Source organism: Paenibacillus polymyxa (assembly GCF_001719045.1).
Taxonomy (GTDB): Bacteria; Bacillota; Bacilli; order Paenibacillales; family Paenibacillaceae; genus Paenibacillus; species Paenibacillus polymyxa_B.
Genome location: NZ_CP015423.1, coordinates 817,546 through 835,068, shown reverse-complemented (window position 1 = coordinate 835,068; position 17,523 = coordinate 817,546). Strand labels below are relative to the sequence as shown.

General features: G+C 44.5%; 18 protein-coding genes. 14 read left to right on the top strand and 4 right to left on the bottom strand.

Features of this window, described 5'->3' with window-relative positions; all coding sequences use genetic code 11:
- The first annotated feature begins 3 nt into the window (after nucleotides 1–3).
- The 6 genes from AOU00_RS03760 (at nucleotide 4) to AOU00_RS03735 (ending at nucleotide 7,153) form a co-directional block, all read left to right on the top strand.
- Nucleotides 4–627, top strand: a complete 624-nt coding sequence (locus tag AOU00_RS03760; RefSeq protein ID WP_069289969.1) for a YesL family protein — start codon at nucleotides 4–6, stop codon at nucleotides 625–627.
- A gap of 28 nt (nucleotides 628–655) precedes the next feature.
- Nucleotides 656–2,176: an extracellular solute-binding protein gene (locus AOU00_RS03755; RefSeq protein WP_028540499.1), complete on the top strand. Its 1,521-nt coding sequence runs from the start codon at nucleotides 656–658 to the stop codon at nucleotides 2,174–2,176.
- Between the two features lie 131 nt (nucleotides 2,177–2,307).
- The gene (locus tag AOU00_RS03750) at nucleotides 2,308–3,669 is read left to right on the top strand and encodes a glycoside hydrolase family 28 protein (RefSeq protein ID WP_069289968.1); all 1,362 of its coding nucleotides are present in this window, start codon (nucleotides 2,308–2,310) and stop codon (nucleotides 3,667–3,669) included.
- A 23-nt stretch (nucleotides 3,670–3,692) separates the two neighbouring features.
- A complete protein-coding gene (locus tag AOU00_RS03745; RefSeq protein ID WP_069289967.1) occupies nucleotides 3,693–4,577 on the top strand; it encodes a dienelactone hydrolase family protein in 885 nt (294 codons plus the stop codon).
- 25 nt (nucleotides 4,578–4,602) lie between these two features.
- On the top strand, nucleotides 4,603–5,559 hold the full coding sequence (locus AOU00_RS03740) for a pectinesterase family protein (RefSeq protein ID WP_069289966.1): 957 nt from the start codon (nucleotides 4,603–4,605) through the stop codon (nucleotides 5,557–5,559).
- A gap of 16 nt (nucleotides 5,560–5,575) precedes the next feature.
- Entirely contained in the window at nucleotides 5,576–7,153 is a 1,578-nt protein-coding gene (locus tag AOU00_RS03735) for a glycoside hydrolase family 43 protein (RefSeq protein ID WP_069289965.1), read from the top strand.
- A 64-nt stretch (nucleotides 7,154–7,217) separates the two neighbouring features.
- On the opposite strand, the gene AOU00_RS03730 is transcribed toward AOU00_RS03735, so the two are convergent.
- A complete protein-coding gene (locus AOU00_RS03730; RefSeq protein WP_069289964.1) occupies nucleotides 7,218–8,105 on the bottom strand; it encodes a LysR family transcriptional regulator in 888 nt (295 codons plus the stop codon).
- Between the two features lie 118 nt (nucleotides 8,106–8,223).
- On the opposite strand from AOU00_RS03730, the gene AOU00_RS03725 reads away from it, so the two are divergent.
- On the top strand, nucleotides 8,224–9,249 hold the full coding sequence (locus AOU00_RS03725; protein ID WP_069289963.1) for a YeiH family protein: 1,026 nt from the start codon (nucleotides 8,224–8,226) through the stop codon (nucleotides 9,247–9,249).
- 240 nt (nucleotides 9,250–9,489) lie between these two features.
- The gene (locus AOU00_RS03720; protein ID WP_069289962.1) at nucleotides 9,490–11,034 is read left to right on the top strand and encodes a GH25 family lysozyme; all 1,545 of its coding nucleotides are present in this window, start codon (nucleotides 9,490–9,492) and stop codon (nucleotides 11,032–11,034) included.
- A 72-nt stretch (nucleotides 11,035–11,106) separates the two neighbouring features.
- On the opposite strand, the gene AOU00_RS03715 is transcribed toward AOU00_RS03720, so the two are convergent.
- Nucleotides 11,107–11,373, bottom strand: coding sequence for a DUF2642 domain-containing protein (locus tag AOU00_RS03715; protein WP_025719729.1), 267 nt, complete (start codon nucleotides 11,371–11,373; stop codon nucleotides 11,107–11,109).
- Nucleotides 11,374–11,541: 168 nt separating this feature from the next.
- Between AOU00_RS03715 and AOU00_RS27435 the strand changes: the two genes are divergently transcribed.
- Complete coding sequence (locus AOU00_RS27435) at nucleotides 11,542–11,670, top strand: hypothetical protein (RefSeq protein ID WP_013371969.1); 129 nt, start codon at nucleotides 11,542–11,544, stop codon at nucleotides 11,668–11,670.
- A gap of 187 nt (nucleotides 11,671–11,857) precedes the next feature.
- On the opposite strand, the gene AOU00_RS03710 is transcribed toward AOU00_RS27435, so the two are convergent.
- On the bottom strand, nucleotides 11,858–12,088 hold the full coding sequence (locus AOU00_RS03710) for an LSm family protein (protein ID WP_025719727.1): 231 nt from the start codon (nucleotides 12,086–12,088) through the stop codon (nucleotides 11,858–11,860).
- 112 nt (nucleotides 12,089–12,200) lie between these two features.
- Entirely contained in the window at nucleotides 12,201–12,866 is a 666-nt protein-coding gene (locus AOU00_RS03705) for a cupin domain-containing protein (protein WP_069289961.1), read from the bottom strand.
- Between the two features lie 457 nt (nucleotides 12,867–13,323).
- Between AOU00_RS03705 and AOU00_RS03700 the strand changes: the two genes are divergently transcribed.
- The 5 genes from AOU00_RS03700 (at nucleotide 13,324) to AOU00_RS03680 (ending at nucleotide 17,521) form a co-directional block, all read left to right on the top strand.
- Complete coding sequence (locus AOU00_RS03700; RefSeq protein WP_069289960.1) at nucleotides 13,324–13,983, top strand: cell wall hydrolase; 660 nt, start codon at nucleotides 13,324–13,326, stop codon at nucleotides 13,981–13,983.
- A gap of 183 nt (nucleotides 13,984–14,166) precedes the next feature.
- The gene (locus AOU00_RS03695) at nucleotides 14,167–14,517 is read left to right on the top strand and encodes a hypothetical protein (RefSeq protein WP_029517714.1); all 351 of its coding nucleotides are present in this window, start codon (nucleotides 14,167–14,169) and stop codon (nucleotides 14,515–14,517) included.
- Between the two features lie 31 nt (nucleotides 14,518–14,548).
- Complete coding sequence (locus AOU00_RS03690; RefSeq protein ID WP_069289959.1) at nucleotides 14,549–15,535, top strand: ketoacyl-ACP synthase III; 987 nt, start codon at nucleotides 14,549–14,551, stop codon at nucleotides 15,533–15,535.
- A gap of 215 nt (nucleotides 15,536–15,750) precedes the next feature.
- Nucleotides 15,751–16,284 (top strand): GNAT family N-acetyltransferase, encoded by a 534-nt coding sequence (locus AOU00_RS03685; protein WP_069289958.1) that lies wholly within the window; start codon nucleotides 15,751–15,753, stop codon nucleotides 16,282–16,284.
- A gap of 133 nt (nucleotides 16,285–16,417) precedes the next feature.
- Entirely contained in the window at nucleotides 16,418–17,521 is a 1,104-nt protein-coding gene (locus AOU00_RS03680) for a glycerol dehydrogenase (protein ID WP_023989402.1), read from the top strand.
- Nucleotides 17,522–17,523: the final 2 nt, after the last annotated feature.

Below are 17,523 nucleotides of genomic sequence, written 5' to 3'. Positions count from 1 at the left end.
ATAATGGTACGGTTTGTAGAAAACATGAACAAATGGTGCATGCGCTTGTTGCGTCTGGTCTACCTTAACTTACTTTGGACGATTGCGACGATTCTGGGCTTGGGTTTTATAGGTGTTGGGCCTGCAACCGTCGCTATGCTTAGTATTTTAAGGCAGTGGATTCGGGGCAATGAGGAAGTCGCCATTTTCTCGACGTTTGTACGTTACTTTAGAGAAAGCTTTAAAGAAGCAGCAATCATTGGCGGGCTTTACAGCCTTGTGGGTTACGTACTCTACGTGGATATAGTCAATGTCTCGTCCTGGTATGTTCGTGTGGTGACGCTTATTGGAGCCTTTTTGTATCTCATCTCTTTGGCCTACATTTTCCCGCTACTGGCTCACTATGATTGGAAAGGTATCAGACTGAAGGTCAAAATGTCGATAGTGATTGGATTTTCGTATTTACAATATACGCTTGTTCTTTTTGTAGCCATTGTCGTGCTTTTTGCATTGATTCTAGGCTTGTACCCAGGAATTCTAACTTTTGCCGGAGCAAGTATTATGGGTTATCTCGTGATGTGGATGACGCATCAGGTGTTCAGCAAAATAGAACGAGAGGTTCTGGTGAAAGAGGAAGATATGGCATAAATATATAAACAGAAGAGGAGCAAACACAATGAAAAAGGGAATCACGACGAAAAAGGGAGTATCAGGTCTTCTTGCTGTACTAATGGTCATGAGTGTTTTTTTAGCTGCTTGCGGTGACAAGGGAGCTGAGGATCAAAGCGGCCAAACCTATGATCCAAAGTCCAAACTGGAATTTACCTGGTTAAACGTATTGCATACAGCTTCTCCGCCTACAGAAACGATCAAAAGCAAAATTGAAGAATACACCAATTCTAAAATCACGTTCAATTGGGTGCCTGACGCTTCCAAAGAAGAGAGAATCACTACCGCGCTTGCGTCCGGCGAATTGGCCGATATGGTGACACTGACGATGATGACAAATTCTTCAGTACGAAGCTCTTTGAAATCAGGGCTATTCTGGGATGTAGGAAAGTATTTGGATGATTATGAAAATTTGAAGAAGATCCCGCCTGAAGTTCGGGAAGCCGCATCCATTGAAGGGGTACTGTATGGCGTTCCGTTCCAGAAGAATCTGGCTCGGGCGGGTCTGGTCATTCGTCAGGATTGGCTGGATCGCTTAGGACTGAAGGTGCCGACGACACTGGATGAGTTGTATGAAGTTGCGAGAGCGTTTACAGAAGATGATCCGGATGGAAATGGAAAAAATGATACGACTGGGTTTGTTGACAGATCGGATCTACGCTACAGCAGCTTCAAAACTTTAAGTTCCTACTTTGGCACACCTAATGGCTGGAAAGTAGATGAAAGCGGAAAGTTTACGCCAGAATTTGATACTCCTCAATATTTGGAGACCTTAAAGTATTCCAATAAATTATACAAAAATGGATATCTCTCTAAAGACTTTGCTGTAACCGCTAAAACGGATCAGCAGCAACAATTTGCACAAGGTAAAGCAGGTATTTATACGGGTATGATCGATATCTCTAACCTCAGAACCTTATCCCAAGGCCTACAAAAGGGACTGAAGCTGGTACCGGTTAACAAGATTTCGAATGGAGATGGCAAATACCACGTATGGTCTGAAGGAAGCGGGGTAGGAGGTTTGCTGGCATTTCCAAAATCCGAAGTAAAAACAGAAGCTGAGTTGAAGAGACTGCTGCAATTTGTAGATGATTTAATTGACAAAGATGTATATATGTATATGACCGGTGGTATTGAAGGCACTCATTATAAAATCGAAAAAGATGGAGCCTTCAAAATTACGAATACAGATTTGTGGCAAGCAGATGTTCAGCCGTTTTCAAGCTCCAGACCAAGTGAAGTGACCTATAACTTAAAAGATGCCAATCCAGAAAAGGAACTGGCTAATGAATTAGTCCGTGAAAATAATGAATTTGCTGTTCTGGACCCGACCGTGCCACTGGATTCAGTCACCGCTAATGAGCAAGGAACAGAACTGGAGAAAATCATTACCGACGCCTCCTTCAAATTTATTATGGGCGAGCTTGACGAAGCCGGATTTAAAGCAGCCGTAGAAAACTGGAAAAACTCCGGTGGATCACGGATTACTGCTGAGTATGAGGAAGCGTATAAAAAAACGAAAAAATAATAGCTGTGCATGGCTGTTGCCCCCAGACTCCTTGAATGATTTCTTGGATGTTGAAACCCGGGGGCAGCTTATGCTTCCCCAATACAAAATGGATCTAACATCCACAAAATATAAAGACAGGAGAGAACGAAATGCAATTGTATAACATTGTAGATTATGGAGCAGTTCAGGATGGTACGACGTTGGCTACGGAAGCGATTGCGGCTGCCATTGAAGCGGCCAGCAATGATGGAGGAGGAACCGTTTATGTTCCGTCTGGGACGTATCTGACAGGAGCTATCTTTCTGAAAAGTAACATTGAGCTGCATGTAAGCCCTGGCGCAACTCTGTCCTTCAGTACGGAACTGGCTGATTACCCTGTAGTAGAATCCAGATGGGAAGGCGTTCAGCGGGAAGTGCATGCGTCATGCATTTATGGACAGAACCTTGAGAATATTTCAGTTACAGGTAACGGAACGCTGGACGGAAATGGCCAACCGTGGTGGGAAAAGCACCGGAATCATCCAGAGGAGTTACAATATCCGAGACCCAAATTAATCAGCTTTGACCGTTGTCAGCGGGTTACCATTAAAGATGCTATGTTAAAAAATTCCCCCAGTTGGACTGTAAACCCCATCGCTTGCTATAACGTTACGATTGATAATTTGTCCATTCTTAACCCCGCGGACTCCCCCAATACGGATGGCATTAATCCTGAATCCTGTTCCAATGTTCGTATTAGCAACTGCAATATAGATGTGGGCGATGATTGTATTGCGATCAAAGCAGGAACCGAAGATACACAAGAGCGAATTCCATGTGAAAATATTACGATTACCAACTGTACGATGGTGCATGGACATGGCGCAGTCGTACTGGGAAGCGAAATGAGTGGTGATATTCGTAATGTTACGATCAGTAATTGCGTGTTCAAGCAAACGGATCGGGGTATACGTCTGAAATCCAGACGAGGACGTGGCGGAACCATCGAGGATATTCGCGTCAGCAACATTGTGATGGAAGATGTAATTTGTCCATTTATTCTGAACCTTTATTATTTCTGCGGCCCTCGGGGCAAAGACAAATATGTGTGGGATAAAAATCCCTATCCGGTTACCAATGAAACCCCGTGCTTTAGACGAATCCATTTTTCCGATATTACGGCACGACAGGTTCATGCGGCTGCTGGATTCTTATACGGACTTGCAGAGCAATATATTGCTGAAATTACATTTTCCAATATTGATATTTCTATGGCTAAAAATGCAATTCCCGGTCGTCCGGCCATGATGACAGGGATTGAAGATATGAACAACCGTGGTTTTTATCTAGGTAATGTGAAGGATATTCGTTTTCAACATGTGACGATTGAGAATCATGAAGGTCCTGCCTTTTATATTGAAAATGGGGAAGACGTTGAAATCAATCGTTGCCATTCGAAGAATACAGCTCAGCCCGAAAAGCTGATAGAACAAGTAACGATACAACCTTCTGAACAAAATAGGATGAATTAGAAGGGCATAAAAGGAGGTACAACGTGGATAAGTTGCAAGCATTGTTGGGCGACCTTCCGGCAGATCGCCCTGTAACGGCAACTCTGCTGAATCAAGAAGAGCGCGAGGGATACCGACTGGAGAGTCTCCTGCTCGACTTGAACGGGATCGAGTCTGTACCCGCTTATGTAGCTACACCCTTACAAGGGAACGGTCCGTTTCCTTTGGTCGTTTTTAACCATTCGCATGGAGGCAATTATACGAACGGGCGCAAGGAACTGATCCATAGCAGCTCTTACTTGCAGCAGCCCTCGTTTGCTACTACCCTGACAGACATGGGGTACTGTGTATGCTGCATTGACATGTGGGGTTTCAATGAACGTGGGGGCAAAACCGAGAGCGAGCTGGTAAAGGAAATGCTCTGGCAGGGCCAAGTGCTGTGGGGCATGATGCTGTATGATAACCGTCGCTTGGTGGATTATATGTGCCAGCGTGAAGATATTGATGCTTCCCGTATCGCAACAATCGGTATGTCGATGGGCGGACTCATGGCATGGTGGATGGCTGCGTTAGATGAACGGATACAGGTGACGGTTGATATTTGTGGACAGGTAGATGCCCATACGCTAATCGCCAAAAGGGGGTTGGATCATCATGGTTTCTATTCCTATGTCCCTGGCTTGTTGAAGCATTTTACCACCTTGGATATTCAAAAGCGGATCGTACCTCGTCCACGGATGAGTATAACAGGTCAAAATGATCGGATGTGTCCTATTGAAGGAGTCGAGCATTTGGCAAAAGGTCTGCTGGAAGCTTACCAGGAAGCAGGTCACCCTGAGCATTGGCAGCCTGTGATTGCGGGCGGTGGACATATGGAGACGTTGGAAATGCGAATGGCGTGGCAGTTATTTTTAGCTGAACACCTGTAAATCAAATGAAAGGATCGGGGTAACCATGCTAGTTGGAAAAGAATCCTTTTGCGATTTCCATACGATTCAGGAGGCGATTGCTGTATTGGAGCAGTCGGATTCCAACGAAATGGAAACGCTAACTATTTTGTCAGGTACTTATGAGGAAGAGGTACGAATTTACCGTTCATATCTTCATATTATAGGCGTCGGACAGGTAGAGATTCGAATGGATCGGTATGCCAAGGAGCGGGATGAAGCGGGTGAGGAAATAGGGACCTTTGCGACACCTACTTTATTTTTAGGCGGTAGCCATCTGATCTTGGAAAATCTCACGATTTCCAACACGGCAGGACAGGGAGAAGCCATTGGGCAGGCCGTTGCGGTATACGCTCATTGTGATGAAACGGTCTTTAGAAACTGTACCTTTAAAGGGCACCAGGATACTTTATTTACAGGCCCTCTACCTCCTGCACCGAAAGAACGACTCCAGTTTGGTGGAATTCATTTGAAGGAGCATCATAGGCACTATCGGCAGCTCTACCAGCATTGTTATATAGAGGGGACGGTGGACTTTATTTTTGGTGGGGCTACCGCGTATTTTGAAGATTGCGAGATTCGCAGTTTACGCCATCATGACAACCAAACGAGCTACGTCACAGCCGCCTCTACGCCGCAAGGACAAGCGTATGGTTATGTATTCAACCATTGCTACTTAACCGCAGAAGCTGATATTACCCCGGTTTTTTTGGGGCGTCCGTGGCGGGAGTATGCCAAGACCGTATTTGTCAATTGTAAAGTGGGCGATCATATTGACCCACGTGGCTGGGACAATTGGAACAATGTCGCGAACGAGAAAACGGTCTGTTATCAGGAATATAACGGACCCGATGAAGTTGCTACGTTACGTAAGCAGCGTGTTCCGTGGGCGGATTGTTTTGAAACGGGAACAGAAGTATGGAGCAAGGAACAGGTTTTTGATGAAGTCACATTTTGGAAGTAAGGAGAAGTGAGGTCTCATGATGATTCAAAATCCCATATTAAAAGGCTTTAATCCCGATCCGTGTATTACACGAGTCGAGGATACTTACTATATTGTGGTGTCATCGTTTGAGTGGTTGCCTGGAGTACGGGTGTACCAGTCCAAAGATTTGGCCAACTGGGAGCATTGCACAGATATTTTGACCGATCAGGTTGATTTAAGAGGAAACCCGAAAAATTGCAGCATTTGGGCACCGCAGCTTAGCTATGCGGATGACCTTTTTTATCTGCTCTATACGGATGTGAAAAGCACCAAGCGTCCGTTCAAGGACGTCCATAATTTTGTAATGACGGCGCCTACGATCCAAGGACCTTGGTCGGAACCCGTCTATCTTAACAGTAGCGGATTTGATCCGTCTTTATTTCACGATGAGGACGGACGCAAATGGCTGTTGAACGCATTGTGGGATTACCGCATGTTGGAAAGCAATAAATCTTCCGGTATCGTCATGCAGGAGTATGACAGCAAGCAACAACAACTCATTGGCGAGCCTGTCAAAATCTTTGATTGCACTCCTTTGAAGAAAACAGAAGCGCCTCACATCTACAAGCAAAACGGTTATTACTATCTTGTTACAGCGGAAGGCGGAACGGGTACGGGGCATGCCGTTACCGTAGCACGGTCGAAGCAGATATCCGGGCCATATGAAGTAGACCCGCACAACCCCATGCTTACGTCACGTGATCGACTGGATTTCCCGTTACAATGCGCAGGACATGGCAGTCTTGTACAAACTCCGGACGGCGAATGGTACATGGCTCATTTATGCACACGTCCAGTAGAGGGGAAATATGCCATTTTAGGACGGGAAACAGCCTTGCAGCAAGTGTACTGGAATGATGAAGGCTGGCTGCGATTAACCGCCGGGGGCCATACACCTCAATTGGAGGTGCCCGCACCTCGAGGGAAGTTCTCGGTTAAGCAAGAGCAGCAGGGTTATATTTTCGAGGATTTTTTCGAGGGAACCACATTAGATAAAACGTGGAACACATTGCGTATCCTGGCGGATGATAGCTGGTGTTCATTAAGCCAGCGCCCCGGTTATCTTCGGATTCTAGCTGGAGAATCCATTCAAAGTCTGTTCCAGCATCATGTGCTTGCCATTCGGCAAACGGATCATCATTTCCGGGTGGAAACAGCATTGGAGTATCAGCCAACAAGCTATTTGCAAATGGCGGGGCTTCTACTGTACCTTAATGAAGAAGATTATTTGTACGCCTATATTAGCTATGAGGAGGGACAAGGGAAGGTGCTGCGCATGATGCGATGTGAAGCCAACACATTTACCTTAGTTCCCCAAGCGATTACACTTCAGGACGATCTTCCTATACATTTAGCTGTGGAAGTCCATGCATCCCACGGGCAATTTTATTATGGGGTCGGAGACAAACCTGCTTGGAAGCGGCTTTTTGAAATGCAGGATATCAGCTTTTTATCCGGTGGTTTTACAGGGAATTTTGTAGGTATTGCTGCTCATGATATGCAACAATTCCAAGGAAGCTACGCTGATTTTTCTCATTTCTTATATCAGGGTAAGGATCATCTTTCCTCATAAAAAACATGATAATGAATATGTTGAAAGCACCTTAATGGGTGCTTTTTTTCGTTGTTTCTGCACTTTATCTTTTCAAATTATAACTTCGCAAAATCTCCAAAAAAGCGGTGCTTGCTTTCATTTCAAATGTCGATGAAGGAGTTAGGAAGGAGAATTTTCGAATGACTGGAAGATTATGAATATCCAGTACTTTTAATGTGCCCAGAGCAAGTTCCTTCTGAATGACCCATTGGGACAGCAAAGAAATCCCCAAGCCTGCTTCTACAGACTCTTTGATGATCTGTGTACTGCCAAAATTCATCATATGAGAAGGGGAAAACCGGAACCGTGCAAACATATTTTCAGCCGCTTCCCGGGTTCCAGAACCTTCTTCCCTCAGAATCCAGATGTCCTCTTGCAGCTCACTTAAATCCACTTGAGATTTACCAGCCAAACGATGATTTTGCGGAACGACGATATACATTCGATCATCAGCAAATGATTCAATGTGTAAATGGTCATGCTGAAATTCTCCTTCGATAATGCCTACATCCAGTTGATTATGGATCATGAGTTTTTCAATTTCCTGAGTGTTACCGATGGTAATCGAGGGCTGAATGAGTGGATACTGGATTCTCATTTGCGCAATCACATGCGGCAACACATATTCGCCATATGTGTAGCTTGCGCCAATCGACAGGTTTCCTTTTGCCGTATGTATCAGCTCGTCCACCAAATATTGCATCCGTGTATGGAGACGGATAACCTCCTGAGCATGATGATACACAATTTCACCTGCTTTGGTTAAGCGCACATATTTATTACTACGCTCCAGGAGGCGGGTCCCTACGCTACGTTCCAGCGTTTGAATATATTGACTTACCGCAGGTTGGGTCATGTGTAACTCCTCGGCAGCTCGTGTGAAGTTTTGTTTCTCCGCGACCCTAACAAATACGATTAAAGATTGGTCCAAAGCCCATTCCTCCAAATTCATCATATCTATTTACTTATTATCATTATTATAATGATTTATTTTTCTTATGACAAAAAACATATTAAGCTGGATACATGTAGAATTGGAGGGGTTCACCATGAACAGTCATACACAATACACCAAATTATTTTCGAACAGAGGGCGATTATTCCAGCGTATATTTGGCATTATCCTCACGATGTTATTTGCTTTGACAGGCTACGGCCTGAACGAATTGCCAGGTTTTCATTATGTAGGTCCATTGGCCTGTGCTATGTTTCTCGCTATTCTGTACCGACAGTTGTGGGGATACCCTGAAGCTGTGCGCTCGGGGGTTGAGTTTTCAGCAAAGAAAATACTACGTGGAGCGATTGTGTTATTTGGGCTGAAGCTGAACATGGATGTTGTCATTCATCATGGGTTGGGTTTACTTTTGCGTGATGTGGGCACCGTTGTATTTTCCATCTTTTTTACGGTTTGGCTGGCAAAACGTTTCAAGGCAGATGCTTCGCTTTCGCTTCTTCTTGGTATTGGAACAGGAGTTTGCGGTGCAGCAGCGATTGCAGCGGTTTCTCCCTTGTTAAAATCCAAAGATGAGGATACAGCCATAGGAGTAGGACTCATTGCCTTGGTTGGAACGGTATTTGCCATTTTGTTTACTGTGCTTCGGCCCTGGCTTCCTTTGACGGATATGCAATATGGAATCTGGTCGGGCATCAGTTTACATGAAATTGCACATGTGGCCTTAGCTGCAGCGCCTGCCGGACAGGATGCTCTTGCAATGGGCTTATTAGCTAAACTGGGGCGTGTTTTCTTACTCATACCGCTCAGCTTTGTTTTAATGGTTTGGATGAAACGAACTGGAAAAATTCGTACAGACGCTAAAGTGGAGTTTCCCTGGTTCCTCATCGGCTTTATGGCTACAAGTATTGTGGGCAGCTATGTTTTTGGGAAATATATTGTAGTTCCATCTAGTCTGACGAACGGAATTTCTCAAGTTACCACCTTTATGTTAACAATGGCTATGGTAGGCATGGGGCTGAATGTGAGCTTTAAGGCTTTGCGGGAGAAAGCAATGCTTCCCTTACTGGTACTATCTGTTACCTCGATCATTCTTATAGGGTTAACATTTTTAACAGTGTGAACATGAAGTATTCGTTTGGTGATAAGATTGCTAGTAAACTAGGTTAATAAAACTGAAAAAAGCTCTGCTCGCTGTATAGCTGGCAGAGTTTTTTAGTACTTTTGTATGATAAGACTGAAATATGTACTGAATCAATCGTAACTTTTACCATATGATTCGCGTCTATCAAAATAGAGGTCCTGAGAATCATAGAGTGCAAGAATTTCATAAGCGAAAATATAGAGATTGGTAGGGTACATAATGAAAAAAAATTGTTTATTTGCTTTTTTGTTTCTGTTTCTACTAGCATTTCCAAGAGAAAGTCATGCTGCATCTTCGAGTTCACATCTTCAGTTGGATGGTAAAGATATAAGTGTTGGCAAAGGTGTTCAGATTCAAGAAGTAAAGGGGAATGTACTGGTTCCACTCCGTCTCATTGTAGAGGAATTGGGTTATAGCGTGAATTGGGAGTCCAAGACAGGGACCATAACTATACATAAGCAAAATCTTAACCTCAGTCTTCAGGTCAACAATCCCATAGCCTCTGTCAATGATCATCAAATGGGATTGGCTGTAGCTCCTTTGCTTAAAGAGGGGACGACTTATGTTCCGCTTCGCTTTGTATCGGAACAGACAGGAATGAATGTGACCTGGAACAACGAGCTTAAAACCGTGTTCCTGACGACTCCTCCTACTTCAAGCGGCAATAGCGAGTCCAATCATGATCATCCTGCTACTCCAGCTGTAAGTAATCCTAAAGAGAGTGCGCGCACGGCTATAAACCAAATTAGCTTCGATAATCACCAATTAACTATAACTGTTAATGGAAAAGTAACCCCAAAAGTAACCACGTTGACTCATGCAGACCGTATTGTTGTAGACATACCGGATACAAAGTTTGCTGAGGAATTTCCAGCATCGCAATCATTTAACAATGGTGGACAAGGAAGTTTTCCAGTCACAGAAGATCCAGATGTTTCTCAAGTAAGATACTCCATGGCTAGTACAAACCCAGCCTCGGTACGCATCGTGGTCGATCTTAATCAGAGTACATCCTTTCATGTACTCAATGCGGATGATGGTAAGGTGGTTATAGCGTTGGATCAGGAAACAGAGGAGCCATCAACTACCGAGAACGTTATACCTACCATACCTGTTGTACCTGAGATTTCTTCTGATGGACACGCGCAAGGGATTGACGTCTCACACTATAATGGCAATATTGATTGGCAGCAAGTGGCGGCGGCAGGCAAGACATTTGCTTTTATTAAAGCTACAGAGGGCACAAAATATCAAGATAATCAATTTTTAGTAAATGTGCAGGGTGCCAGAGATGCTAACATCCTGGTTGGCGCTTACCACTTTTTGAACGCTACTACTGCGGAGGGAGCTCGTCAGGAAGCAGCTAATTTTGCCAGGGCTATAGATTCAGCAGGAGGCAGGCTGGATCTCCCCCCTGTGATGGACTATGAAAATAACCCCAAAGGTCTTACTCCTGCACAGATTAGTGAAGTGGCGCATGCTTTTTTGGATGAAATGGAGAGGCTTACCGGGCGTCAGCCGATCGTATACACGGGCAATGTCTTTGCTTCCAAGTTTGATCCTACATTTTCTATGTATAAGCTGTGGGTAGCCCGATACAGCACTACGCAAAAGCCGACCGCAGTCCCAGCTTGGAATAGCTGGTGGGCTTGGCAGTACAGTAGCACAGGCAGTGTTCCGGGTATTCAAGGCCAAGTCGATTTGGATGAATACAACGGAACGATAGATGAACTCCGGGCTTCACTGGCAGGAGAGCGTGATTAGCATAATCAACGTTATAATCAATCCTCGCGAATCCGGAATAGGATCTGCGAGGATTTTTAATGTCTAATTTGTTTAGTTGGGCATAATCCATACGATTTCGCTGATTCGAACAAAGAATTTTTTTCCGTATACATCTAAAATGACATGATCAGGCTTACAGTCCACTACACATCCATCAATTCTGCCACGTGTTGTCTCAAGTACAACGTACTTGCCGATCACCGATTTTAATGTTTCTACGACGTACGGATCTACAGGGTGCACCACGACGTGGTGAGAGGTAGGATGGTGGGGGAAAGGTTGATTAACGTTGTAATTGAGCATTTGATTTGAATTCAATTGCTTCACTCCTTCAAGATTAGTTGTGTTATCCTATGCTCCTGCCTAGGAAAGGTGTAGGCTAATGCCCATCAGCAAAAACATTCATAACATTGCCGAAAAGCCCGGTCCGTGGGAAAGCTCAATACATAAGCTATGTTGTACCTTGAATTGAAGGAGGCAATGACCATGAGTGAATGTGAAAGAGGTTGTGGTGGCGGTTCAGTAGGGGGCTACCCAGGAGTATGGACATCGACAGGAGCTATTCTGGTACTGTTCATTCTGCTCGTTATCATTACGAAGTCTTTATGGGTTTAAAATGAACTGAGTAGCTTAACCCCTCATTGGTATATAACCGATGGGGGGTTAAGTGTTTTAGAGGATGGAACGTATGTAAAACACCTCAAATAACAGCGTACAAGCCCTACACAAACTGTGCTGGGCTGGGCAGCTGTCATTTGAGTTACACTGGCATCTATAGACAGGAACGGACAATGGATCAGGATTAAATTAACGCAATCGCCAGCAGGGTGAATAGGCTCAAAGTTAAGATTTGATTCCCATACCCGTAGCCAGGATAAAAGGCAGACGTTTGTACACGTCCGTTCCGTTCTGTTTTTAAGTACACATTATTACGATCCACATCCATAATAGTTCCTTCGTACTGTTTTCCGTCAATGGTGAGAATACGCACCTTTTTATTCATGCAGTTCAAACAGTTGTAGTAAGCGTCCATTCCATCACCCCCTCTTATACATTGGCATTTTATGAGAGGGACGGTCTTATGGTAACGGCGAACATACAGGGAAAAGGTATTCTCTCCAACTTAAGACCTGACTAGAGTTAGCCTATTCTTGATAGGGATTAAAAGAGAAGCCAGGATATCCGTTAGTATAGGCGTAATCTCTTTGGGGGACGGCTTGATGGTGTGATGAAGCATCAGCAAGCCTTACATGTATCCCTGGTTTTCGGGGGGGCTGCTGCTTGCAGTCATTGGGAGGACCGATGATGACAGGTTTTTTAATAGGGGCGAGCGCTTCCTGAACCTTATTCTCATCCAGGCAGTAAGTATGAGCCAGAATGTTATTTGGCGTTAGGCGCAAAATGTCAGATCCCAGTATGAATTCAGGGGTCGGGGCATCAAACATCGTCAACAAATGAGTGTTATCCATCGTGGCGACCAGATAATGCCACCATCCTTGAGGGACGTTAGCCACTTGGCCAGGTGTGATCGGAAAATGTCGTAACTCACGGGTAAATGGGTTAATCAGTGACACGGTTACTGCTCCAGAGATGCAGTAGACCAGTTCTGTGGCATTTTGGTGATAGTGAGGCTCCACAACATTAGCAGTGCTGAGGCGAATATCCAGCAGCGATACATTTGCCAATGTATTCAGCTGCTGGATCGACAGCTCGTTGATCGAATTTTGAGCATCCTTCTGAAACAAAACATTGTCGCTTAAATCATAGGTGAATTGTACAGTAGGAGAGGTGTAATCCATATATGAATTCACGCGTCGTTTCCAGCCTTTCTGTTAATCAAGATTTGATGATCGTACGCTACTCTATGCATACGCCCATATATGTGTGCGCGCAAATGTGATTTGAATTAGTAGAAATCAGGCTCCGATCCCGGGCAAGTTGAAGCGAAAAATAGCGAAAAAAGTCACGTATTCAAGTGTGGTCAGAACATGATCCATTGCTTTTAATACATGTCATCCCTTTAGGGATGGCGTTTTATTTGCTTGGGTAGTCTTAGGACCAGAGCCGGATGATACGTAAATGCGGCTTGTGGTATACTGCAACGGACGTGTGAAAGCATGATTGTCCCATTCCGTATGTAGCCACGCGTCACTTCTGCAGCTAGGCATAAGTTATGTCATAAGAAACATCATCGGATAAACGTCCCTGAGTTGTACAGGCCGGAATGGTTGCACCGGACAGAACATGAAAGAGGAGGTTGTCTGGAATATGAAAAAATTATCTATTTTAATCCTGTCCTGCGCATGTATGCTAGGTACTGTATTGTCAGTCGCACCAGGACAAGCACAAGCACAAACACAAACGTCAGCTTTGAAAAAAGGGATTCAAAGCGAACGGGTGCTGGAGCTTCAACAGCAGCTTCATTCGCTCGGTTATTTCAAGGCTGGGTTTACTGGGTACTATGGTTCTCTGACCAGTAAAGCGGTGGCTCGTTTTCAACGAGATAACGGTCTGACACCTGATGGAGTAGCCGGAGCGGCAACACAAGCCAAGCTGAAATCCTTCGGAAAGGTACGCGTAACCGCGCTGGATCAACTGGCTCGTATCATTTATTCTGAGGCGCGCGGAGAATCGTTCGAAGGTCAAGTGGCTGTTGGCGCTGTCGTATTAAACCGTGTGCAGTCCGGCGAGTTTCCAAGCTCGATCCCGGACGTTATTTTGCAGCCTGGCCAATTCACCGCTGTACAGGATGGTCAATACCGCCTGAAACCAAACAAGACGGCATACCGTGCAGCCAGGCAGGCACTTAACGGTGCTGATCCGACTAATGGGTCCTTGTTTTATTACAACCCGGCCATTGCCACAGCCAAATGGAGTAAAAGTCGTCCGGCTGTCATCTCACTCGGTCGCCATACGTTTACGAATTAATTGCACATGAGAATACGCAAATTTCCAGCCGTCAGTTGCTTCTTCTAGGAGCAGTGACGGTTTTTTATATTCACAAATTTGTAATATTTTAGTGGTGATTTATCTGATTTAATATTAAAAATTCTACCTATTATTCCGATACTCTTAATAGACAAAAAAATGAAATCAAAGGAGTCTTTCTAAATGAGTCAACATCCTTACACTATCGAAGTAGATCAAGCCATGAAAACGGTACATATGGCGGTGAATGGAGTTTTTAGCCAGGAGGAGTATGATAGCTTTGTAAAAGATTATGTAGCCAAAACTTCATCCATTCAGGCGTCCAGCTTTACACTCAAGGTAGATTGTACCCAGATGGCACTTTTGGGTCCGGGAGAAGTGGAAAAATTGAAGGGCTCATTTGTACGTTATAAAGAAACTGGATTTGCCAAAGTAATCTTTGGTATCAGTCTACAACAAACCATTATTAAAATGCAGCTTGGTCGAGTAGCACGTGAAGCAGGATTAAACAACGTAGATATTGTCGTACAATAATGCGCTGACGTATGTGTAAGGGGGAAACCTGATGAGCCATATCAAAATAAAAGCACTGGGTGTGTACCATCCGCCCCATTCGTTGGATAACGAATACTATGTTCGCCATTTTGACGAGCGGGGCAAAGATATTCGACGCTTCATGGAGCATATGGGTAGAAAACAGCGTTATATCATTGATGATCCGAACGAAAACGGCCTAACCATGGGAATTGCAGCTGCGCAAAAAGCTCTGGAACAGGCCGGTATGACAGGCCGTGATGTGGATATGATCGTGTTCTCCACTCAAGTTCCTGAGTCACTGTTTCCGATGAATGCTTTGTTTGTTCACCAGGCGATTGGGGCGAGACATGATGTGGCCGTGATGGATTCCAACGCGAATTGTGCAGGGATGACAGTCGCTGTCGATCAAGCCAGTCGGTCGATGCTATCTAATCCTGACGTGCGGACAGCGCTTATTATCGGTTCAGATTATAATTCACTCATTTCCGATCCGGAGGATGAGATTACTTATGCGAACTATGGAGATGCTGCATGTGCGGCTATTTTGGAGCGTACAGAAGAAGACACCGGTTTTATAGATTCAATGTATTTTACGGACCCAGTCAATATAGATAAAATTTTGTACCCGGCTCAGGGGTTAGCGGCAACACTCCAAAGGAACGCCCCCGGAAAATATATTCAGTGGCTTCCGTTCGATGCCAATATGGCCTTGCCTCCTACATTTGATCTGCTTGAACGCATTTTAAAAAAGAATGGGCTGACGCCTCAGGATGTACGGGCTTATTGTCTGTCTCAGTTCTCGTTAGCAAATGTATTGAAGATTCAGGATCACTTGGAGCTAGAGGATGCCCAAATGATTTATGTGGGTGATCGATATGGTTACACAGGTACCAGTAGCCCGTTCATTGCGCTATATGAAGGTATTGAATCGGGTCGTATCCGGCGCGGTGATTATGTGCTGTTCTGGACGATTGGAGCTGGATATCAGCTGGTTGCTATGTTGTTTAAATATTAGTTATACGAAGACCTTGCAACTGTAAGGTCTTTTTGTGTGTCACACAATGATAATTGTAATGATTTGGTTGTGCTATGTTTGATTATTTTGTAAAATTTAAACATTGAATTAAAAGGGAGAGCTTATATTGCGGACATCGGATAGCATGACAATTATGACGGAAAACATGGCACACAATTCATAATGGGAGCTGAAGAGTCATTAAGATCGAAAATTTGTTTTATGGGGAACGAATAAAATTGGCCGCAGTCAGGGAAGAAGATGCCGAAGTGATGTTCAAATGGGGTGAGGATGCGAAGTATCTGCGAAATGTAGATACGGATTTGGCGCTCCCCTACACGTTGAAACAGATGGAGTCAGAAGGATCTCCCCGCTCTAACGAGGTCTATTTTCGATTAAGAACATTGGCAGATGATGTCTTGATCGGATTTGTTGCTATCCACGGGATTGAGTGGAATAATCGCAGCGGACAGCTGGCAATAGGTATAGGTAATACGGACTACCGCGGCAAGAGCTTTGGGGCAGAAGCGGTACGGCTCATTCTTCGTTATGCGTTTTATGAGCTCAATTTGAATCGGGTCGGCTTGGATGTGATTGAGTACAATACACAAGCGATCCGAACTTATGAGAAGGCGGGGTTCCAGCTTGAGGGTAGAGTTCGTTCCGCTGTTCTTCGTGATGGTAACAGTTATGATCGTATCATGATGGGTATCCTGTATTCTGAATGGAGCTCGACTGTTCAAATATAATAGATACACAATTTGTTCATAAAATATTCCATAATAAGCCTTTTAATAATGTGAAAAGAGGTTTATAGTTAAAGGGTCACATGCCCAAATCATTATTAATTTGAGTATGAGTCAAAGCTGAGGAGGAATTTACATGGCAAACGTCGTAAGGTCCGTTACTTCACCCAAGAAATTTATTTCTGGACAAAATCTACTCTCGTCGTTAAATGACTATATTAAGGATTATGGCGATAAAGCCTTTGTCATTTGTGATGAGTTCATACTTGAAAGGGCCCAAAAGGAGGCAGGTGCTTCGATTGAAGCAGCTGGTAACCAGGTGGTCTTCGAGAAATTTCAATATGAATGTACAAAAGAAGAGATTGATCGTAACCGCGAATTGGTGCGTAAACATGGTTCGAACATTATCATAGGGATTGGCGGGGGAAAAACATTGGATACCGCCAAGGCAACGGCTTATTATGAAAAGCTGCCTGTTGTTATTTTCCCAACCATTGCTTCTACAGATGCTCCTTGTACTGCGCTTGCGGTTATATACAAAAAAGATGGCTCTTTTGATGAATATCTGTTCCTGCCTACTAATCCAGACGTTGTACTGGCGGATACAGGCATCCTGGCAGCAGCGCCTGCACGTTTCTTTGCAGCTGGAATCGGTGATGCACTGGCCACTTATTTTGAAGCTCGTGCCTGCTATCAGGCCAATGGAGATAACCTGGTTCTGAACAAGCCTTCCACTACAGGGCTGGGACTTGCTCGTCTTTGTTATGATACGTTGCTGGAAAATGCTGTGAAGGCCAAACGTGCTGTGGATCGTAAAGTATATACTCGTGCGGTTGAGGATACGATTGAAGCTACTATTTATCTGAGCGGTGTTGGTGCAGAATCAGGTGGATTGGCAGCAGCACATGCCATTCATAATGGCATGACGGCTGTTCCTTCGCTCCATAAAGCACAGCATGGTGAGAAAGTTACATTCGGTTTGTTAACCCAGCTAGTGCTGGAAAATGCACCGAAAGAGGAACTGGAAACCGTGATTAAACTGGTGAAGGATGTAGGCCTTCCGTTGACGCTTCGTGACTTGGGTGTAGAGGAATTTGTTGAGGCTGAATGGCGCCAAGTGGCTGAAGCTGCTTGTGCATCGAATGATACAATGGTCAACATGCCGTTCCCGGTTAGTCCTGCTGACGTGTACAATGCAATCATTGCAGCGAATGCAATAGCAGAATCCTATCAAGAATAGTT